We start from the raw sequence: 20,499 nt of genomic DNA, 5'->3' as shown, positions 1-20,499 counted from the left end.
GTTTAGACCGGCATGTTCATGATGTCGCGATAGGCGGAGAGCAGTTTGTTGCGCACCTGAAGTGTTGCTTCAAAACCGAGCGACGCCTTCTGACGCTCGACCATCACACTAACGATGTCATGAGTCTCGCCGCGCTCATACGCCGCCGACAGATCGGAAGCCTTGGCCTGCTGTGCGTTCACCACGCTTACGACGTCGGACAATGTCTGTGTGAAGGACGACGCGCTTTCGGATTGAGGCGCGGTATCGAGCCCTGCGGCGCGTTGCAACGCCTGGTTCTGCGAAATAATTGCAGATCGCATTTGCAGCAGGCGGTTTTGATCGATCGGGTTCATGGCTTGTCCTGGTCTGGTTCGGTCAGAACAAAGCAATGCTCGTGCCATCACTATAAAAAGCAATATAAAACAATGAAATGTGCGGGCTTCTCCGCCCTCTGCCATCGTGGCTGACAGAAAATCGACATACCGGATTAAAGCTCCGCCGCCGCGCGTCGTTACAGCTTTCGTGGCCGCTCTGCCCAGAGCCGCAGTCCGGTCAGCTAATCCTGAAAGGAACCAAGATGACTGTAATCAATACCAACGTAAGCGCGCTTCGTGCCCAGAACAGCTCGCGGGTTGCGGGCAACATGCTCGGTACCGCCATGGAGCGCCTGTCGAGCGGCAAGCGCATCAACAGCGCAAAAGACGACGCTGCCGGCCTCGCCATCGCGACCCGCATGGACGCCAAGGTGCGCGGCCTCAATCAGGCGATCCGCAACGCCAATGACGGTATCTCGCTGGCGCAAACCGCCGAAGGTGCGATGGGCGAGATTTCCAACATCCTCGTCCGCATGCGTGAATTATCGGTGCAGGCTGCCAACGGCACCACAGCAACGTCGGATCGCGCCGCGATCCAGACCGAAGTGACTGCACTGCTCGGCCAGATCGACGATATTGCCGGACGCACCGATTTCAACGGCACCAACCTGTTCAACGCGGCAGGCACCTTCAACATCCAGACCGGCGTCGATACCGGCCAGACCGTCGCCATTGCCTTTGTCAGCATGAATGCCACCGGTCTGGGCGTGAATGGCGTCGACATGGCGACCACAGCAGGTGCTTCGACCTCGATGGCTTTGATCAGCACGGCCATCGACACGGTGGCTACGCAGCGTGCCAATCTGGGTGCAGTGCAGAACCGCCTGGACGCGACGGTCAACAACCTAACCTCGACCGCGACCAACCTGTCCGAATCGAAATCGCGCATCGCCGATGCCGATTTCTCGGCTGAATCGACCAAGCTGGCGGCAGCACAGATCCTCTCGCAGGCCTCGACCGCAATGCTGGCACAGGCCAACCAGAGCCAGCAGGGCGTGCTTAACCTGCTCCGCTAATCATAGAGCCCACCGGGCTTCGTTGACTGGTCCTGCGAAGCCCACACGCGACACCCCGGCGGTTGCTACCCGCCGGGGTGTTATTTGGTGCCTAACGCCTGCAATCCGGCTATTGACCCTGCGGACGCGCATGCCTATAGGCCGCGTCCTGTCCCGCGCCCTGCGCGGTTCGAACAGGTTGGCGGAGTAGCTCAGCTGGTTAGAGCGTCGGAATCATAATCCGTAGGTCGGGGGTTCAAGTCCCTCCTCCGCTACCATTCAAGTGATTTATCTCTTTGTTTTCAAAGGATAAAATGACTTTTTCGGAAAGTTGAAACCACATTTGATCCCACATTTTATCTGGGATTGAGTGGGCAGTTATGCCCCTCTCTGGGATAGTCTTGCGAGCCCTTCCGGCGTTCTCGCTGAGCTTCGTTATCGGCTTCTGGCACGAATCTTGACCGTGCATCGCACTGGCTGCGGTGATCTTGAGGCTGATTTCCGGCAAGCGTCAATCGCATCTCGGTTATCGCGCAATAGGTCAGCGGCTTCCACCAGCGCACTCCATGCTTGCGGACTATCGGTCTGCATGAGGCGCGCGCCTGCATCCCAACGCGATGATTCGCCGGTCACCCTCGCCGCCATACGCTCGGGCCAATGCCAGCTCTCCGGCACGGTGCGTGCAATAGTGCCGGGCAGGAACGACCAGAGCAATATGGCTGCCAGCACGCCGCCGCCCATGCCCTGCCACAAACGACGCTTTTGCTCGTCGGCGGTTCTCCCCTCTGTAAGTGCCGCGCTTAAACCCGGCGTTGCTTGCGAAGAGTCTTTGTGGGCCTGTTCAATGCGTTCCTGATCGGCACGCCGCGCTGCCAAGGCGACAGCCTCGATTCGCGCCCCAAAGCTCTCTGGTGTCATCTGCATTGCGGGATGTTCCGTGATATCGCCAAGACTGGCTGATATCGCGTCAAGCCGCTTCACCATCCCGCCCAATGTCTTGCCATAGTCCGGGATGACGATATCCGCCCGCTCGGCGGCAAGATGCTGGACGGCGCGACGCATTAAGGCCATTTCGCCTTCAAGTCGTGCGAACGCCTCGGCAGCGGGATCGGCCTCAGTCTCAGCGTTGGCGGCTTGTTCGACCTTGGCAGGCTCGGGCTTGGGCTCGGGCTCCGCCCCCATGTCCAGTGTCACTTCTTCGGTATCGGCATTGTCCATTTTGCGTCTCCTTACAGGCTCATTCCAATCGAGCGGGTCCGCTCGAACGACACGGAGGCGGCAAGGTCGCGGGACAATTCTCGCGAGATGTCCTTGCCGATCCCGAGTTCACGCGTCCGGTTGCGCAGGAGCGATTCCACCTGTGGGTCGCGCTCAAGGCCTTTCGCCATCCCGGCCATGCGGCTGGACGCCTGCGCTGCGCCCTTGGCATCACCCTCGCGCTGCATGGTCAGGCGAGCCTGCCCCAGCCGCTGCCAGTCGCTGACGAAGCGGTCGGCGCGTTTCGACGGGTCTGCGCGGATTTCCGCTTCAAGCTGCATGGCGCGGATCGCGCCCTGGCTGCGACCATCAGCGGCCTCACGGGCCAGCGAGGGCTGGCGCTGCAAGGCGCTGGCGAGGTCGGCGGCGCCATATGGCCGGATCGCATCAAGCGCCTTTCCGGCCTTCTCCAGTGCGTCGCGCTGGTGTGGCAGGACCGGCAATCCCTGTTCGCGCATCTGCCCGATGTCGGCGGCGGCGCGGGCATAACGTTCGACCGCCCGGCGCTGATCGGACAGGCCAGCCTGATCGCTTGGCAGCGCTTCGAGGCGGTTGGCCTGCGGGCGGAATCCGGCGAAGATCGACTTCGCACGCTCCGGCAACTGGCGGGCGATTTCGACAATGCGCTCGCGGAAGGTGATGCCGCGCCGTTCGGCGAATGCCCGCTCGGGCTTGTAGTCGCTCGCCATGTCCTTGCCGCGCTCGCGGCTGAGGGTGCGGACAAGTTTCAGCTGGTCTGCAAAGTCTGCACGGCCATAGTGAAGGTCCACGCTATCACGGTGGCGCGACAGCGCGACATAGGCCCCGTGGCTGTCCATCCCGGGCGTTGCCAACACATGCGCACGGTCAACAGTCATGCCCTGCGCCTTGTGGATCGTCGCGGCATAGCCATGATCGATGTGTGCATAATCCTTAGTATCGAAGGCAACCTTACGGCCATCATCGGTGCGGACGGCAATGCGCTGCGGCGTCACCTGTTCGACGGTGCCAAGCGTCCCGTTCTTGACGGCAAGTTCGCGCTCGTTGCGTAGAAACATGATGCGGTCGCCGGACGCAAAGGCACGCTCTCCCCGCTCTGTCTTTATGGATGCTTCACCGCCCAGCCCGCCCGCGTCACGCATCCGCTCGCGCGCAGCGTCGTTAAGCTCGCGCACTTCGTCATTGGTGTGGGTGAGAATGATCCGCGTATCGCCGGGGCTGGTCTGACGGTCGCGATCCCAGCGCTCGATCAGTGTGCCGCGCGCTGCCTCCCGCGTCTCGGCAACATGCACCATGCCGCGTTCGCCATAAGCCTGAACGGCCAGGCCCGTGCGACCGGTGGCAAGATGCCGGGTCGCGTCCTGCTGCCAGCCTTCATGCTGGCGCCGCACCTCACTGATTTCGACGCCGCCGTGGCGTTCGTGGATCGCTCGAAAGGCGGCTCCGGCTTCGATAGCCTGGAGCTGCTGCGGGTCCCCAACCAGGACAACTTTCGCGCCTGCATCGGCGGCATGGGAGAGAACGCGCTCCATCTGGCGCGTGCCAACCATGCCCGCTTCGTCGATCACCAGCACGTCGCGCGATGTCAGATGTTCGCGGCCTTGTCCCCACTGATGTTCAAGGCTGGCAATGGTTCGCGAAGTTATGCCAGACCCATGCTCCAGCCCCTCGGCGGCAATGCCGGACAGCGCCGCACCGCGAACGGTGTAGCCAGCGCTCTCCCATGCCTCGCGCGCCACGCCCAGCATCGCGCTCTTGCCAGTCCCGGCATAGCCGACAACGACACTGAGGCCGCGCCCAACGGTCACATGCTCGAACGCCGCGCGCTGCTCGCCGGATAGCACCAGCCCGCGCTCCGCAGAGCGCGCCAGCGCACCTTCCCGGCCACGATCTTCGACCTGATGCCGCTCGCGTTCTGCCAGCAATTCCGATGCGCGGCCAAGCCGCTGTTCGGTCTCGATCATCTGGCGCGATGTGAAGCGCTCTTCGCCGCGTCCATCCTTGCCCAGCGCGATCAGGTCGGATGATCCGCGCACCGCGCCCATGGCCAAATCGAACTGCTCCTTGCCGTCGCTGTGCCGGTGCACGAACATGGCAAGGTCGCGGGGCGTGAACGTCGCCTGTTGGTGCGTGATCGCGTCCAATGCGACAGCCGGATTGGCAATGATCCGCTCGCCATTACGCTGCGCGACGGCCCGGTGTTCTTCGATCCGTTCGGCCTCCAGCCCGCGCACGCCCATGCGTGAAGCTGCGGGGCCAATTTTGTCCTGCGGCTCCAGCGCAATGCCCTGCGCCTCCAGGCTGCGGTGATCGATCCGCGCGTCGATATCGAGTTCGGCCAGGCGCTGATTGACGCGATCGGCCCAGCGCTCGCGCCACTGCTCGACCAGTTCGGCCTTGTTCCACTCGCGCACCTTCGCGCCGAACCCGTCTTTGCCGACCTCGCGCATGGTGAGCATGACATGGGCGTGGGGTTTGGGCTGACCGTCCGCGCCAATATCCCAATGGACATTGAGGTCGGCGATCATGCCCTTCTCGACGAACTCGGCCTCGGCGAATTCGCGCGCCAGCTCGATGCCTTGTTCCCTGGTCAGCTCGCGCGGAATGGCAAATTCGACCTCACGGGAAAGCTGCGCATCCTTCCGCTTTTCGGCGGCCTCGACGGCGTTCCAGAGCTTTTCCCTGTCGGCGAATTCCTCCGGCGCGCCTTCCGGCAGCAGCACTTCGGAATGGACGACCCCGTCCTTGTTGGTGAAGTCATGGTCGCGGTCGAGCCGTTCGTCATGCAGCCGCTCGGCCCCGCGATAGGCTGCTGCGGCCACAGCGCTGCGCCCGCTCGATCGGCTGATGACTTTAACCGAGAGATGGAAGATCGCCATGACGGCCATCCATCTACGCCACTAACCGCACGTCGGCACGACGTATAAGCGCGCCCTCCCATGATAAAATCCTGCTCGGGACTAGGTGGTTCCAGACTGTCCCGACGACCCTGAAGCAAACGGCGCGGCGCGATATTATGATCGGCGCATCACCTCTCGATGGAGACACAAGATGCGCAAACCCCGCGATATCGATTCCGAACTGAAAGCGCTGGCCGACAAGGCGAAGCACCTCAAGGAACGCCGCGTTCTGCAACTCGGCGAGCTGGTCATCGCGACCGGGGCCGATGCCAGCGACGCCGAAACGCTGGCAGGCGCATTGCTCGATGTCGCCGGAAACGCTGACGCCGCGCGAAAGGAGAGCTGGCGCAAGCGCGGTGCCGCCTTCTTTCAAGGGACGGCGCGCAAACGCGGCAACGGAGTTGAGCGCCAACCGGACAGCGCTCGCGCGGCTGACGGCGGCGCGGCATCGGCTTGAGGCACGAAAGGCGCGAACCGGCATGCGCGACTGGCAGGTCAAACGCCGTGAACGCACGCGGCAACTCATCGAACTGGGCGGCCTTGTCGCTAAGGCTGGACTGGTCGAGCTCACCGACGATGATCGCGCCACGCTCTACGGCGCGTTCCTAACGGTCGCCGTCAAACTGCGCGGCGAAGATCGCGAGCAAGCGCTGGTGCTCTGGAAGCGTAAAGGGAAGCGCGCGTTTGAGTCGGAGAGCGAAACGTGACCGTTGCGACGGTCGCTGCATATTCAATGTCCTATCGTCATGCCTCCCGACTTCTTCGGGCGTGGGGCTAGCCAGATCAGGGCGGCGGCGATGAGAAGCATGGCGGAGGTTGCCCAGAAGACGTGAATGACTGCGAGCGTGGTCGCCTCCATTTCGACCATGTTGCTCAGCACTTGGCGGACCTGTTCGGGTGAGAACCCCATGCCAGACAACTGCGTTTGCACTGCTTCCGGCTGAAGCGCGCCGACAACATCGTTGCGCGCGGCGCGCTGGGTATCGCCCCAGTATGTCAGCGATACCGACGTGGCAAAAGCCGTGGCGATGGTTCGAACAAAGCTTTGGAGGCCAGCAGCGGAAGCGACCTCATGCTCTTCCACCGTGTTGAGCGTAAGGCCGATAAGCGGGATCATGAAAAAGGTCATGCCCAGTCCCTGCACGAATTGCGGGATGGTCAGTGTCCAGAAATCGGAATCGGTGGTCCAGAATGTCCGGGTGAGCGCCAGCGCCGCGAGCCAGACGATGCCGCCGGAGACAAGCAGACGCGGATCGAAGCGCGGAGCCAGCATCGCAACGAGGGGGGCCGTCAGCAAGGCGGCAATGGCGGTAAATGAGGAAGACATGCCGGCTTGCGTCGCGGTATAGCCAAGCCATGCCTGCTGCCACTGCGGGACGATAACGAACCCGGCGAAATAGGCGCCAAAGCTGATGCCGAGCGCAAGCAAGCTGACACTCAGACCGCGATGCCGCAATACGCGCAGATCGACGATCGGATGATCTTCGGTCAGCTCCCATATGACGAAAAACAGGAACGAAATAGCCGAGACGACCGTGAGCGCGACAATCATCGGATCGCCAAACCAGTCATGCGTCCGCCCTAGATCGAGAACAAGCTGGAGACAGCCGACCGCAAAGATGAGAAGCACAAGACCGATGACATCGACCGGAAGGATACTGCGCTCGGTTTCCAGCGGACGGACAAGCCGCCAGCAGGCAAAAAGGCACAGCAGCACGACAGGGATATTGATCAGGAATATCCAGTGCCAGCTGTAATTGTCGGTCAGATAGCCACCGAAGATCGGGCCTAGGGCCGGGGCCAGCAGCGTCGTGACGGCCCAAAGGCCCATCGCGTAATTCTGCTTGTCCGGCGGGAACACCTTGAGCAGCAGTGTTTGCGACAGGGGCATCATGAATGCACCGACGATCCCCTGGCCGATCCGGCAGATGACCAGCATTTCAAGCGATACCGAAATGCCGCAGAGGAAGGAGAAGGCACCGAAGCCTAGCATACTGGCCATGAAGGTTCGGACCGAACCGAACCGGCCTGCCATCCATCCCGTCAATGGCACACAAATGGCTTCGGCAACGGCATAGGAGGTGATGATCCAGGTGCCTTGCTCCAGCGTGATGCCAAGGCTGCTCGCGATATGCGGCACGGCGACATTGGCAATGGTCAGGTCGAGGATGACCATGAAATTGGCAAAGGCGAGTGCAATCGCCGCAATCAGGCGCTGCGACGGAGACAGTCCGCTATAGGCGGCCGCCACGGCCGTCATCGCGGGTCAGTTTCCCGAAACATCGATTTCGACTTCCATCGACAGCCCGACGCGCAAGGGATGCTGGCGCAGGTCTGCGGGATCGAGTTCGATCCGTACCGGCAAGCGCTGGACGGTCTTGATCCAATTGCCGGTTGCATTCTGCGCCGGGATCACGGCCATAGAGGAGCCGGTGCCGCCTGCCAGTCCGACGACTTTGCCGCGATAGACCACATCGCCGCCATAGAGGTCTGAGGTCAGTTTGACCGGCATATCGACGCGGACGCGACCGAGCTGCCCTTCCTTGAAATTGGCATCAACATAGAGCTTTTCGAGCGGAACGATGGTCATGATCGTCTGGCCGGGATTCAGGCGCTGGCCGATCTGCACCTGCAAGCGGCTGACCACGCCCGAAACAGGAGCGCGGATTTCGGTGCGTTCAAGATCGAGCAAGGCCGCATCGAGCCGGGCCTTGGCAGCGCGCACGGCGGGGTCGGTCTCGACGCTCGAACCGCGCACAAGTGCGTCGTTCGCGGCGAGCTGGCCTTGGGCGACACGGCGGACCGAGCCGACTTCGGAAATCCCGCCGCGCGCGGCGTCGAGCGCAGCGCTGGCGGTGGCAAAAGACCTGCGCGCCTGTGTCAGTTCCTCGCCCGAAACCGCTCCGCTGGCGGCGACCGCCTCGCGGCGCTGCAAGTCGATCCGGGCCTTGTCTAACTCTGCCTGTGCTGTCCGCAGCCGCGCCTGAGCCTGCACCAGACCGGCGCTGGAGCTGTCGACCTGCGCCGAAAGCGCGCTATTGGTCGCGACCGTTTGGCTGAACCGGCGGCGCGCGGCGGCAAGATCGGCCTCGGCCTGGGCGACAGCAATCTTTGCATTCGCCTGATCGAGCCGGACCAGTACGTCCCCCGCCTTTACTTGCTGCGTGTCTTCAACCAGCACTTCGATCGCCGAACCGGCAACAAGCGGCGTGACCTGCGCCATCTGCGCGTTCACATAGGCATTGTCGGTGCTGACATGGTTGCGGGCAACCAGATAGTACCAGGCACCCCAGCAGAGGCCAACAATAGCCAGCACGACGACTAGCCGCCGCAGCCACTTCTTGCGCGTTGCCTTGCGGGAAGCGGAAACGTCCGGATCGACAGCGGGGGCTGTGTCTGCTGCGTCGGTCATCGGTCGGCATTTCCTGCTGGGGGCGTTTGACGCGCGTCGAACCCGCCGCCAAGCGCGCGGATCGTCGCCAGCGTTGCGCCGCGTTCGTAAGTTTCGAGGGCGATGACGGCGAGGCGCAGTTCCTGGACTCCGCGCTCGCTGGCGAGAACTTCGAGATAGCTGGACAGACCTGCGCTGTAACGCTGGCGCAGCAGCGCAAGCGCATCCTCGCTTGCCGCAAGGGCAGCGCGCGCGGCTTCCAACCGTTTGTCCGCCGCATCGCGCTGGGTCACGGCATCGGCAACCTGCTGATAAGCGGTGATCACGGTCTGGTTATAGTTGGCAACCGCCTCGTCATAGGCGGCGATCGCGCCGCGATATTGCGCCTTCAGCCCGCCGCCGTCGAAGATTGGCAAACTGATTGCAGGACCAACCGACCCGAAAACTGATTGCGAATCGATGAGATTGCCAATGCCCAGCGCCTGCAAGCCGATCAGCGCCCGTAGGTTGATCGAGGGGTAGAAGCCCGCCCGTGCCTGCTCGATCTTTGCAGCCGCCGCTTCGACCCGTTCGCGCGCGGCGACAATATCGGGCCGCCTGCCCAGCAAATCGGTGGTCAGGCCTTCGGGAGCCCCGGCGGGCGTTGAGGGCGAAAGCGGCGGACGGGTGATCGTCAGTCCGCGATCCGGCCCCGCGCCGACAAGCGCGGAAAGCTGGTTGCGGCGAATAAGTATGGTCTCTTCGGCGCCAGCGAGCGTCTGCTCCGCGCTTGCGACTTCGACATCGGCGAGGCGCAGACTGGCGCGATTGTCGAGGCCGTTGCGCTCGCGCTGCGCCACAAGGTCGCGCGTCGCCCGTCGGTTGGTTAGCACCGCTTCTGCATTGTCGCGTTCGCGGTGGGCGCGACCCAATTCGGCATAGGCGGCGGTGATTGACACCGACAGCACCAGTCGCGCCTGCGCCGCGTCGATTGTCGCCGCGCGCAGTTCGGAAGTTGCCGCTGCCAGCGCGGCACGATTACGACCCCACAGATCGAGATCATAGCCAAAGCTCAGCGAGGCCTGCCCGTAATCGGTCCAGCCACCGGGGAGGAACTGCGCGGGAATGCCAAAACTGCCGCTTTGGCGACGCGCCCCAGCTTCCGCCTCCGCGCCAATGTTAGGCAGTCGCGCCGCGCCTATGCGTTGCGCTTCGGCCTCCGCTCTGCGGATGCGCGCGACGGCAACGGCAACCTGCGGCGCATTGGTCAGCCCTTCTTCGATCAACGCGGTGAGTTGCGGATCGCCTGCCCGCCGCCACCATTGGTCCGGCGGCCAGAAACCAATGCCACGCGGCGCAAATGTCTGGCTGGCAGCAACCGTCTCGGCGGTCTGCATTGCCGGTCTGATTCCGGTATCGGGGACTGACGCGCAGGCCGAGAGAGCCAGCAAAGTCAGCGGAATGCCGCGCCTAACCGACATAGGCGCCCCGTCCACTCGCCAGCAGCCGACCCTCGGCATCCTCGATCCGGGTTTCCGCGACGCTTAATTGCTTACCCAGTTTCACCACCCGTCCGATCGCGCGCAGCGGTCCCGATGTCGCCGGACGATGGAAATCGACCCGCATGTCGGCGGTGGCGCGCGCCGATCCGCCCAGCGCGTTGATCGTGTAGAGTCCAGTCAGATCGATCAGCGCCGAGAGGATGCCGCCATGCGCCGAGCCGATCATCGGGTTGGAAACGATCTCATCCCGCCAGGGCATTTCGAGGGTCAGCGCGTTTTCGGTGAGCGCGGCAATCTCCAGACCCAGCCATTGGTGGAAAGGCGCAATCAACAGCATTGCGCGCAGCTGCTCGATGTCCATTAGCGCTGCCTGCTCGCTCATGCCGCGATCCCTTTTCCGTGCATCCGCACCAGAAAATCTAGGATCGCATCGCCAAAGGCATCGTTCTGATCGCCGACCACCATGTGCGTCGCATCGGGGATGGCGCTATGCTCGGAGTGGCCGGTTAGTGAAGCATGGGGATTCGACATGCGCCCTTCATAATGTAATATATCTTACAGTGAAGTCTTTTGATGCATCGGCGTTACGGTTGGGGCGCAAAAAATGGCCAAACCACCATCCAACTCAGTCGGATCGTTCCCAAATGCGAATTGAGGAGCAGCCTTCAGCGACCGTTCTTGCAATCCAAAATTGACCATGCTCTCTGTTGATTGCCCCCGCTATCCAACGTCGATAACCGTCAGACCGCTTCCCGAAGTTTATCCTGCACTTCGAGAAAGTCGATGATCGCGCGGCTGAACACGTCATTATCGTCACCGACGACCATATGGCCTGCGCCTGAGACATCGGTGAAATGCGCTCCGGAGACGAAATTTATGAACCTCTCTGCCGCCTCGAGCGAAATGAGATCGCTGGCTCCGCCACGCACGAGATGGACGGGAAGTGAAAGATTGCCCGCAGCGGCTTTGGCCAAGGCATAGTCATGCTCGCGCCGATCGTTGATCCGACTGAGAAATCCGGGATCCCAATGCCAGCGATAGCGATTGTCTGGACCGAGGCGAAGATAGCTCTTGAGGCCCTCGCTGGCGCCGCGTTTGGGCCGGTTGGGTAGATAGTTTCCAATCGCCTCGGCCGCCTCCTCAAGCGACGTAAAGCCGGATTCGATATGCGCGCTCATGAAACCGACTATCCGTGAGACACCGTCGGGGGCCATCTCAGGGGTCACATCTACCAGCGTCAAGGACGCGAAGCTGCCGGGTCGCAGCGCACCTTCGGCCACCAAAGCCGCCAGGCCACCGAGGGACGCGCCGATCACATGCGGTCGTTCATCCAGCGTGTCGCAGACGGCGAGAATATCTTTGCCGAAATCGGCAAAGCGGTATTGGTCGGGGGGCGCCCATTCGCTTTCGCCATGACCGCGCATGTCGATTGCGATCGAGCAGAAACCTTGCTGCTCAAGCATGTGCATGGTTTTGCGCCAGGTCCGCTTGGTCTGCCCGCCGCCGTGTGCGAGGATGACCGGTCCGCGTCGGCTATCTTCGCCGATCCGGCTTGCCGCGATGGCAATACCACCGCTATCTACAAACATCGTTTTCACACATTTGCCTTCAGTGTTGCAGTTCCGGCAAGTGCAGGATCAGTCCGTCCAGCTCGGTAGCCATGGGAATCTGGCAGGCGAGCCGGCTCGTGGCGGTTGTCCCCTCGGCAAACTGGATCAGATCGCTCTCCATGCTGCCTTCTTCGGGCAGGCCAACGCGCTCAATCCAGGCATCATCGACATGCACATGGCAGGTGGCGCAAGCGCAAACCCCGCCGCAATCGCCATCGATCCCGGGAACGCTGTTGAACAGCGCGGCCTCACGGGCGCTCAGGCCTTCGTCAGCTTCAACCGTACGCCGAACACCATCGGCCGAAACAAAGGTCACCTTGATCATCTTGAAATTCCGTCTTTCCTGCGACGTCGAGAAAGTCAGTGCGCGTGAAGCTTCACCGGAAGCCGGGTGATCCCTCGCACCAGATTGGACAACAGCCGTTCCGGTTCGCCGACCATTTCAACAAAGCTGAAGCGCTTGAGGATTTCCTCCCAAACGATCCGCAGCTGCAATTCAGCCAGCCGATTGCCCATGCAACGGTGAATCCCGAACCCGAATGACAGATGGTGACGCGGGTTTTCCCGATCGATAATGAACTCGTCGGCGCGATCGATCACGGTATCGTCGCGGTTGCCCGATAGATACCACATCACCACCTTGTCCCCCTTCAGGATCTGCTTCCCGCCGATTATCGCATCCTCCAGCGCAGTGCGACGCATGTGGGTGAGCGGCGTCTGCCAGCGGATGATTTCGGGGATCATGCTCGAAACGAGCGCCGGGTTTTCGCGCAGCTTGCGATATTCCTCCGGATTCTGATTGAGCGCCATCACCCCTCCGCTAATTGAATTTCGGGTGGTGTCGTTGCCGCCCACAATCAGCAGCAGCAGATTTCCTAGGAATTCAAGAAAGGGCATGTCCCTGGTCGCGGGCGAATGCGCCATCATCGAGATCAAGTCATTTCCACCGGGGTTGTTGACCCGCTGATCCCACAGTCCTTTGAAATACATGGCGCACTGGATGAGCTCTTCCCGACGCTGTTCAAAGGATTCAACAATGCCAGTTTCAGGCGAGGCAGTCGTAACGTCCGACCAGCGGGTCAACTTGGCGCGCTCTTCCCAGGGAAAATCGAAAATCGTCGCCAGGGTCATCGTGGTCAGCTCGACCGAGACCAGCTTGACCCAGTCGATTTCCTCCCCGACCGGCAGCTCATCAAGGATAGCACCGGCCCGTTCGCGGATGATCGGTTCGAGCAACAGCAGATTCGAAGGTGCGACCACCGGGCTTACGGCCTTGCGCTGCTGATCATGCTTGGGCTGGTCCATGGCAATGAACATTTCCAGCTCGAGCGCACCTTCAACGCCGTGCATGTCTTGAACCGCGATCCCACCCAGCTTGGCCTCTGACGAAAAAACCTTGTGGTTGGTATCGACCGCTATGATGTCGTTGAATTTAGTCACCGACCAATAGGGGCCAAAGCGGCTTTCGCGGCAAAAATGGACCGGATCCTCACGCCGCAGGCGCGCAAAATATTCGCCTACGGTGTCATTCTGGAAGAGATACGGATTCGCGACGTTGATTTCATCAAGCGGGATGGTGTCGATATTTTCAAACTGGGCTGCTGCGGTTGCCATTCGTCCCACCTTTCCTAAGTTCGCTGAAAATAACGGTTCAAGGCATAAATGTCAACAATCATTATCAGCTTTATGCCGAAATCGTTGCGAGGCTAGCGAGCAGAGCAAGATGGCGAGGTGCACGAAGGTCGATATTCCGGCATTCCTACTCGCCCTTCTCCAGCGACGAAATTATGACTAGACTCAGGTTGAGATTATTGCTTATACGCATTTATGACCTCCACTGCTCAGCAACCCGTGACGGCTTTTGCAGCCGCACCGACCAAGGCAAAACGCGCACTTCAAGTTGCTCAAGCGATCGTATCTGATATCCAGATGAATGCCCGCGAAGCCGGTGATCGGCTCCCGCAGGAAGAGGATATGCTTGCCCGCTATGAAGTGGCGAGGGCAACTTTGCGCGAAGCGCTGAGATTTCTAGAGCTTCAAGGGGTCATCCACCTTCAGCTAGGTCGGGGTGGTGGCCCGGTCGTGTCGCGGCCGCAAACCCGTGATTTCGCCAGTTCGCTTTCCTTGATCCTGCAGTTCATGGATACCGATCTGCGGGCTCTCCTCGAACTGCGCGAAGCGATAGCACCGGACACCGCCGCAAGAGCGGCAGAGCGGGCAACTAATGCCGATTTGGCCGCGCTGACCGATTGCTATGCCCAACTCGAGCGCGATAGGGAAAGCGCCTCGTTTGAAGAGACCAACCGGCGCTTTCATGACCTGCTTGGCTGGGCAAGTGGCAATCCCGGGTTCGGGTTGCTGACCTCCGCCTTGCACCTGCTTACCCGCGATCTCGCCATGGAACTGGGCTATTCTGCTCAGGAACGGTCAAACCAGTTACGCTGCCTGTTCCGCGTACTGAGCGCCGTGCGCCTGCGCGATGCTGAAAATGCGCGTCGCCACATGGAACGGTTGGTCAAGGGTTCCTCGGAGTATCTTGCGAACCGCAGTCCCGATCTCGTGTCACAAAAAATTTCATGGGGAGACCCATGCTAGGCCTTTGAAGCCGACAAAATGGAGAGAGTGATGGCGCTGAACAGCCGCATTTGCGAAATGCTCAAGATTGAATATCCGATAGTCTTGGCCGGTATGGGCGGCGCGAGTGTGCCGGCACTGGCCGCTGCGGTTTCAAACGCAGGTGGCCTTGGAGTCCTCGGCGCGGCGGCCTGCTCGCCTGAGCGACTGCGCAGCTGGATTCGCGAAACCCGTGCGCTCACCGACAAGCCGTTTGGGGTGGATACCTTGCTGCCAGCATCGGTGCGCCAGGGCAAGGCGCCGCAAACCGGGGCGGCTCCCACCGATCCGATGTCGGTATTCGGCGAATATCAGCAGTTCGCCAAAGACTTCATGTCTCGTGAAGGTCTGGGTGAAGTGGACGCAGCGGCGGCGATGCGCGCGGCGGCAGGCGCGGAAAGCGAAGGCGGGCCTCCGCTTTTTTCGAAAGAATTCTTCGAAGCCCAGATGGAAGTTGTGATCGAGGAGAAGGTTCCGGTCTATGCTGCGGGCCTAGGCAACCCCGGTCCGTGGATGGACCGACTGCATGCCAACGGAACGATTGTCATGGCAGTGGTCGGCAAGGTCAAGCACGCGCTGCAGGTGGCCGATTCCGGGATCGACGTGATTGTCGCCCAGGGCCATGACGGCGGCGGTCACAATTCACCGATCGGCACCATTTCGCTGATCCCGCAAGTAGTCGATGCCGTGGGGGACCGGGTTCCGGTGCTGGGCGCTGGCGGGATCACCGATGGCCGGGGTGTGGCTGCGACCCTCATGCTCGGGGCCGAGGGCGCTTGGGTAGGAACGGCCTTTCTGGCGACCGAGGAAGCCGGAATCGAGGATTTCCAGAAGCAGGCAATCGCCGAGGGCGGCGATGGGGACACGGTGGTGAGCCGCTCGATAACCGGCAAGCCTGCCCGGATGATCGTCAACAAGTGGGCAAACGCTTGGATCGATGCTGGCAAGGAACCGCTGCCGATGCCTTACCAGTCGATGATCGCGGGTCCGGTGATGGCTGCAGCGATCCGCGACAAGCGGATGGACGTCCTACCCGGTTTTGCTGGCCAGGGGATCGGGTTGATCAAGTCGGTTCGTCCTGCCGCCGATGTCATGCGCGATCTGGTGTCGGGTGCCGAAAAAGCACTGGCTCGTGCGAAACGGTTTGGCTGATGCCGACTGGGCCGGTCGCGAAGGGAGGCATCCATGAAGGGACTTGAACTGAAACGGAGCATTCGCCTGCGCGAAGCCTTCGCTGCGATGAAAACACTCCTGAAGGACAAGGAGGATACCGCTCAGGTCTTCCGGATTGTCGATGCACTCGCCGGAAACAGCTATTTCCGGCAATTCAAGCGGTTTGCCAGTTCGGAAGGCGGGAAGCGCATTCTGGCCAGCCGCAGCAGTCTGCTCGAGCACCTGCGCGACCGTGAGCGCCTGGCCCGGTGTCCGCCAGGAAGCCTTGGCCGACGCTACCTGGAATTTGTCTATGACGAAGGGTTGAGCGCGGACGGGCTGGTCTCTGCCAGCGAACAAGGCGGACTGCGCGCCTTCACCGATCCCGACGTCGCGCTGTTCCGCAACCGGATGCGCGATTCTCACGACCTCTATCATGTCGTCACCGGCTACGGCCGAGATGGCCTTGGCGAGTTGTGTGTGCTGACTCTGGGCAACGCGCAAGCGCATAGCCACGGGATAGCATTCTTGACCTTGCTCGGCCTGGCCAAATCTAGGCGAGAGGCTCCCGAGATGCCCGTTTTGGGGCCGATGATCGAAGCGTGGCGGCGTGGGCGCGCAGCGCGACGCTTGTCCGAGACATATTGGGAGGAACTTCTCGATCGCCCGCTTGATGAGGTCCACGCCCTGCTGAGGCTGCCACAAGCACCCCGTTATCGCGCGGCCGAACCGATCGCCAAACGGATCGAAGTCGAATTCCAGGTTCGGCGCGAGCTTTCCCTATCACTGCAGAAGGACGCAGCGTCCGCATGACTTTTTCCGACAAGACAGCGATCACCGGCGTTGGCGAAACTGATTTCGTCAAGGGAACTGAACGCACCGCCGTTGACATGATGCTGGAGGCATCGCGCAAGGCGATTGCCGATGCCGGGTTGAAACCTTCCGACATCGACGGAATGGTGCCGCCGCCGATCTATACGACCAGTGAGGAGCTGGCCGCAAATCTGGGGATCGACGTGCTGCGCTATGCCGCCACGGTGCATATGGGCGGTGCCAGTCCGACCACCGCCTTGCAAAACGCGGCAATGGCGATCTCTGCGGGGCTGTGCAATCACGTGCTCGTGACACTGGGGTGGAACGGCTTTTCGGCGTTACGGCCCAAGGCGGGAGCGCCGCCGACCCGGTCGATGAACATGAATACCCTGACGAACACCATCCAGGGCTATTACATCCCTTATGGCGTTTTCCTTCCGGTCCAGATGTATGCCTGGCTGGCAATGCGCCATTCCCGGCTCTACGGGGTCGGCCCGGAAGCGATGGGTGCCGTCGCAATGGCCTGCCGCAAGCATGCCCAGCTCAATCCCAAGGCGTTTACCTATGGCAGGCTGCTGGATTGGGAGACCTACCATTCGGCGCGCTGGATTTCCGAACCATTCAAGCTCTACGACTGCTGCCTGGAGACCGACGGTGCCTGCGCAGTGGTGGTATCGCGGGTCGATCGTGCCCGCGACATGCCGCATGTTCCGGTAACGATCGCCGGTGCGGCCGAAGGGCATCCCTATCCGGCGGACGATATCCCGTCCCGCCCTGATCCATTCAAGATCGGCCTGTCCTATGCCGCGCCGAAGGCGTTTGAGATGGCCGGGGTATCGCGCGCAGACATGGATTTCCTTCAGGTCTATGATTGCTTCACCTATGTCGTCCTGCTGCAACTCGAAGCCATGGGCTATTGCGAGCCAGGCGGCGCGCACGATTTCGTCAAGGATGGCCAGATCGAGCTGGGCGGCAGGTTTCCCCTCAACACACACGGCGGCCTGCTCAGCGAGGCGCATGTCTGGGGTCTCAAGCATGTTGTCGAAGCCGTCCGGCAGTTGCGGCACGATTGCGGAGCCCGGCAGGTCGAAGGTGCCAGGACCGGGCTTGTCACCGGCTGGGGCGACCTGGGTGACGGCAGCATCGCGATCTTGCGGAGATTTGACTAGATGGACGACAATCTGCCACCGAAGCTGCGCGCCCAAGCCGCCGCTCCGCCCAAACCCCGGCCGCGACCGCAGGACCCGGTCGAACAGGAATTCTGGTCCCGTTGCCAGGACGGACATCTCCATTTCCAGAAGTGCCGGGAATGCGGCACCTGGCGTCATCTTCCCCGTTACATGTGCGCCCGCTGCGGCTCACCGGACTTTTCATGGGAACAGAGCTCTGGCCAAGGCGTGGTATTCTCCTGGACGGTCGTGCATCAGGCGCTCCATCCGGCCTTTGCTTCAGACATTCCTTATGTCGCGGCCGTAGTCGAGCTTGAAGAAGGTGTCCGGATGGCGACGCGGCTGATCGATTGTCCGGCCGGCGATGTCCGGCTCGACCTTCCGGTAACTCTCGATTTCGAGGATTTTTCGGACGGTTTCCGCCTCCCCGTGTTCCGGCCGGTCTGAAAGGGCACTGCGCGATGGATCTGAGCTATAATCCGGAATACGAGAGCTTTCGCGATGAGGTTCGCGGCTTCATCACGGCGAACCGCCATCTGGCTCCGAAGGGCGCAGGACGCGCTTCTCGCCCATCACCGGAAAGCGTGGTCTGGCAGAAGCTGCTGATCCGGCACGGCTATACCGCGCGCACCATCCCGCGCGAATATGGTGGCTTCGGGGCCGATCCCGACATCCTCAAGTCCCGGATCATCGCCGAAGAGTTCGCCCATGCCGGGGTGCCGGGAGGCCTAGCCAATCAGGGCATTTCGATGCTCGTTCCGACCCTGCTCGAACTCGGTACCGAGGAGCAGAAGCGGCGCTGGATCGAACCGACGCTGGCCGGCGATGTGGTTTGGTGCCAGGGTTATTCCGAGCCGGGGGCCGGGTCGGACCTCGCCAGCCTGAAGACCAGCGCCCGGATCGAAAATGGCGAGTTCGTGATCAACGGACAGAAGATCTGGACGAGCACCGCCAAGGAAGCGGATATGATCTTCTGTCTGGTGCGGACCGAAGGCGATGCCGCCAAGCATCGCGGGATCAGCTATCTGATCTTCTCGATGCAGACCCCGGGAATCGAGGTCCGTCCGCTCAAGACGATGACCGGCAACGCCGAATTTAACGAAATCTTTTTCACCGATGTCCGCGTGCCCATAGATCAGATTGTCGGGCAACGCGGGCAAGGCTGGTTCGTGGCCAATGCCACCCTTGGCCACGAACGCGGAATGCTCGGCGATCCTGATGCGCTTGAGAACCGGCTTTTGGCCCTTATCGACCTGATGCGGCAAGAACAGGTCGATGGACATCGGGTGATCGACTTGCCCGCGTTCCGGGACCGACTTGGCTCGCTGCAAGCAGAAGTTGCGGCGATGAAATACAACGGGATGCGGGTCCTCTCGAGCCAGATCAAGGGCGAACCGGGGGGTATGGCCAAGTTGATCGTCAAGCTTCAGGCCTGCGAGCTGGCGCACCAGATTTCGGCGCTGGCGATCGATGCGCTGGGTGAACTCGGCCTGCTCTATCACGGCAGCCCCCACGAACGCGCGCACGGAAGCTGGCAATGGAACTACATGTTCCAGCTCGGCCTGATTATCGGCGGGGGTACTGCCCAGATCCAGAAAAACATCATTTCGGAACGCGGCCTGAACATGCCGCGCGAACCGCGTCTGGCTTCGCAGGGAGAGCGGTAATGGATTTCGGACTTTCCCAGGAACAGCAAATGCTGGCCGAGAGCGTAGCCCGGCTGCTGCGCGAACTGTGCCCTCTGAATCACGTCAGAAATGTCGTCGAAAGCGAAAGCGCGGTTAGTGCACAAGCGGAGGCAGCACTTGCGGAATTGGGGCTGAACGGCCTTGTCGTGCCCGAAGCCTATGGCGGCCTGGGCCTTGGGATGCTGGATGCCGCCGTGGTTGCAACCGCACTTGGCGAAGCGGTGGCCCCTGTCCCCTTCGCTGGCCGCAAGGTCCTGGCCCCGCTCGCGCTGATCGAGGCGGGCTCCGACGCGCAAAAAGCGAATTGGCTCCCGCGCATCGCATCGGGTGGCGTGTGCTTCGGCGTTGGCTTGCAGGGCCTAGTGACGCGCCGCGATGGTTCGGGCGTGTCCTGCGCCGATGGCAGACTGACCGGATTGGCACTGTTCGTTCTTGATTGCGAGGAGGCCGATCACTTCCTTGTCGCCGACGACAACGGACAGCTTTACATCATCCTGGCGCAGTCCGAGGGCGTGGAGCAGATTGCCCTAAGGACCATTGACGCGACCCGCTCGATTTGCGGACTGCGGCTGTCATCGGTTCCAGCCGAAGCCTTGCGCGATGACGGCGGCAAGGCGGCCCAGCGGATCATCGCGGCGGGCCGGATCCTGCTGGCGGCGGACAGCCTCGGCGCGGCAGATGCGATGATCGCCCAGGCTGTGGCCTATGCAGGGCAGCGCGAACAATTCGGACGGGTGATCGGCAGCTTTCAGGCCGTCAAGCACATGTGCGCCGAAATGGCGGCGCGCAACGAGCCATGCCGGTCGCTGGTATGGTATGCTGCCCATGCCTTCGATGCGGTACCGGAAGAGGCGCCCCTGATGGCGTGCCACGCCAAGTCTCACCTCGGCGAGACCGGGCGGATCATCGCCCGCACCGCAACCGAAGTACATGGCGGCATGGGCTTCACCGACCTGCTGGGGCTGCATTACTGGTTCAAGCGGATCGGTTTCGACCGGCAGATCCTGGGAGGGCCCGAGACTGTCAGGGAAGAGGCGGCACTTCTGCAAGGCTGGATTGCAAGAGCAGCGTGACTGTTCGCGAGAGGAGAGTTCG

At 61.7% G+C, this 20,499-nt stretch carries 21 protein-coding genes and 1 tRNA gene; 11 read left to right on the top strand and 11 right to left on the bottom strand.

All coding sequences use genetic code 11. The annotated features are described in order from the left end of the window. Positions 1-2: 2 nt before the first annotated feature. Entirely contained in the window at positions 3-335 is a 333-nt protein-coding gene (gene fliE / locus Q0239_RS11350) for a flagellar hook-basal body complex protein FliE (protein ID WP_298602783.1), read from the bottom strand. A 224-nt stretch (positions 336-559) separates the two neighbouring features. Here fliE and Q0239_RS11345 point away from each other — a divergent pair, with 224 nt between their 5' ends. Beyond that, positions 560-1,372 carry a flagellin gene (locus tag Q0239_RS11345; RefSeq protein ID WP_298602779.1) on the top strand — a complete coding sequence of 271 codons (813 nt, stop codon included), beginning with the start codon at positions 560-562 and terminating at the stop codon, positions 1,370-1,372. Positions 1,373-1,552: 180 nt separating this feature from the next. Further along, positions 1,553-1,629 (top strand) — tRNA-Met (locus tag Q0239_RS11340). Between the two features lie 157 nt (positions 1,630-1,786). Here Q0239_RS11340 and Q0239_RS11335 read toward each other — a convergent pair. Then, positions 1,787-2,569, bottom strand: a complete 783-nt coding sequence (locus Q0239_RS11335) for a DUF6118 family protein (RefSeq protein WP_298602777.1) — start codon at positions 2,567-2,569, stop codon at positions 1,787-1,789. A gap of 11 nt (positions 2,570-2,580) precedes the next feature. Next, a complete protein-coding gene (gene traA / locus Q0239_RS11330; RefSeq protein ID WP_298602774.1) occupies positions 2,581-5,466 on the bottom strand; it encodes a Ti-type conjugative transfer relaxase TraA in 2,886 nt (961 codons plus the stop codon). Between the two features lie 172 nt (positions 5,467-5,638). On the opposite strand from traA, the gene Q0239_RS11325 reads away from it, so the two are divergent. Together Q0239_RS11325 and Q0239_RS11320 are read left to right on the top strand one after the other, a co-directional pair. After that, the gene (locus Q0239_RS11325) at positions 5,639-5,944 is read left to right on the top strand and encodes a conjugal transfer protein TraD (RefSeq protein ID WP_298602772.1); all 306 of its coding nucleotides are present in this window, start codon (positions 5,639-5,641) and stop codon (positions 5,942-5,944) included. Between the two features lie 22 nt (positions 5,945-5,966). Then, complete coding sequence (locus Q0239_RS11320; RefSeq protein ID WP_298602769.1) at positions 5,967-6,194, top strand: conjugal transfer protein TraD; 228 nt, start codon at positions 5,967-5,969, stop codon at positions 6,192-6,194. 23 nt (positions 6,195-6,217) lie between these two features. On the opposite strand, the gene Q0239_RS11315 is transcribed toward Q0239_RS11320, so the two are convergent. The 8 genes from Q0239_RS11315 to Q0239_RS11280 form a co-directional block, all read right to left on the bottom strand. Then, the gene (locus tag Q0239_RS11315) at positions 6,218-7,747 is read right to left on the bottom strand and encodes a DHA2 family efflux MFS transporter permease subunit (protein ID WP_298602766.1); all 1,530 of its coding nucleotides are present in this window, start codon (positions 7,745-7,747) and stop codon (positions 6,218-6,220) included. A 6-nt stretch (positions 7,748-7,753) separates the two neighbouring features. Further along, positions 7,754-8,899, bottom strand: coding sequence for an EmrA/EmrK family multidrug efflux transporter periplasmic adaptor subunit (locus Q0239_RS11310; protein ID WP_298602763.1), 1,146 nt, complete (start codon positions 8,897-8,899; stop codon positions 7,754-7,756). After that, positions 8,896-10,338 carry an efflux transporter outer membrane subunit gene (locus tag Q0239_RS11305; RefSeq protein WP_298602760.1) on the bottom strand — a complete coding sequence of 481 codons (1,443 nt, stop codon included), beginning with the start codon at positions 10,336-10,338 and terminating at the stop codon, positions 8,896-8,898. The genes Q0239_RS11310 and Q0239_RS11305 overlap by 4 nt, the downstream gene beginning before the upstream one ends. Continuing rightward, positions 10,328-10,741: a hotdog fold thioesterase gene (locus Q0239_RS11300; protein WP_298602758.1), complete on the bottom strand. Its 414-nt coding sequence runs from the start codon at positions 10,739-10,741 to the stop codon at positions 10,328-10,330. Before Q0239_RS11300 ends, Q0239_RS11305 begins: the two co-directional genes overlap by 11 nt. Next, entirely contained in the window at positions 10,738-10,890 is a 153-nt protein-coding gene (locus Q0239_RS11295) for a hypothetical protein (RefSeq protein ID WP_298602755.1), read from the bottom strand. Before Q0239_RS11295 ends, Q0239_RS11300 begins: the two co-directional genes overlap by 4 nt. Before the next feature lie 209 nt (positions 10,891-11,099). Then, positions 11,100-11,948 (bottom strand): alpha/beta hydrolase, encoded by an 849-nt coding sequence (locus Q0239_RS11290; RefSeq protein ID WP_298602827.1) that lies wholly within the window; start codon positions 11,946-11,948, stop codon positions 11,100-11,102. Positions 11,949-11,967: 19 nt separating this feature from the next. Next, a complete protein-coding gene (locus tag Q0239_RS11285; RefSeq protein WP_298602752.1) occupies positions 11,968-12,294 on the bottom strand; it encodes a 2Fe-2S iron-sulfur cluster-binding protein in 327 nt (108 codons plus the stop codon). A gap of 35 nt (positions 12,295-12,329) precedes the next feature. Next, a complete protein-coding gene (locus Q0239_RS11280) occupies positions 12,330-13,583 on the bottom strand; it encodes a cytochrome P450 (protein WP_298602749.1) in 1,254 nt (417 codons plus the stop codon). Positions 13,584-13,796: 213 nt separating this feature from the next. Between Q0239_RS11280 and Q0239_RS11275 the strand changes: the two genes are divergently transcribed. From Q0239_RS11275 to Q0239_RS11245, 7 genes are read left to right on the top strand one after another with little or no spacing between them, the layout of a single operon-like run. Continuing rightward, complete coding sequence (locus tag Q0239_RS11275; RefSeq protein WP_298602746.1) at positions 13,797-14,564, top strand: FadR/GntR family transcriptional regulator; 768 nt, start codon at positions 13,797-13,799, stop codon at positions 14,562-14,564. Positions 14,565-14,594: 30 nt separating this feature from the next. Further along, positions 14,595-15,734, top strand: a complete 1,140-nt coding sequence (locus Q0239_RS11270) for a nitronate monooxygenase family protein (protein WP_298602744.1) — start codon at positions 14,595-14,597, stop codon at positions 15,732-15,734. 33 nt (positions 15,735-15,767) lie between these two features. After that, positions 15,768-16,547, top strand: coding sequence for a Coq4 family protein (locus Q0239_RS11265; RefSeq protein ID WP_298602741.1), 780 nt, complete (start codon positions 15,768-15,770; stop codon positions 16,545-16,547). Beyond that, a complete protein-coding gene (locus Q0239_RS11260; RefSeq protein ID WP_298602738.1) occupies positions 16,544-17,716 on the top strand; it encodes a transporter in 1,173 nt (390 codons plus the stop codon). Before Q0239_RS11265 ends, Q0239_RS11260 begins: the two co-directional genes overlap by 4 nt. Next, positions 17,717-18,163, top strand: coding sequence for an OB-fold domain-containing protein (locus tag Q0239_RS11255; RefSeq protein WP_298602736.1), 447 nt, complete (start codon positions 17,717-17,719; stop codon positions 18,161-18,163). A 14-nt stretch (positions 18,164-18,177) separates the two neighbouring features. Beyond that, positions 18,178-19,383: an acyl-CoA dehydrogenase family protein gene (locus Q0239_RS11250; RefSeq protein ID WP_298602733.1), complete on the top strand. Its 1,206-nt coding sequence runs from the start codon at positions 18,178-18,180 to the stop codon at positions 19,381-19,383. After that, positions 19,383-20,477: an acyl-CoA dehydrogenase family protein gene (locus Q0239_RS11245; protein ID WP_298602730.1), complete on the top strand. Its 1,095-nt coding sequence runs from the start codon at positions 19,383-19,385 to the stop codon at positions 20,475-20,477. The genes Q0239_RS11250 and Q0239_RS11245 overlap by 1 nt, the downstream gene beginning before the upstream one ends. Positions 20,478-20,499: the final 22 nt, after the last annotated feature.

Origin of the sequence: uncultured Sphingorhabdus sp. (assembly GCF_937872355.1) — a bacterium.
In the GTDB taxonomy this organism is placed as follows: Bacteria; Pseudomonadota; Alphaproteobacteria; order Sphingomonadales; family Sphingomonadaceae; genus Sphingorhabdus_B.
This window is presented reverse-complemented; position numbering and strand designations above follow the sequence as displayed.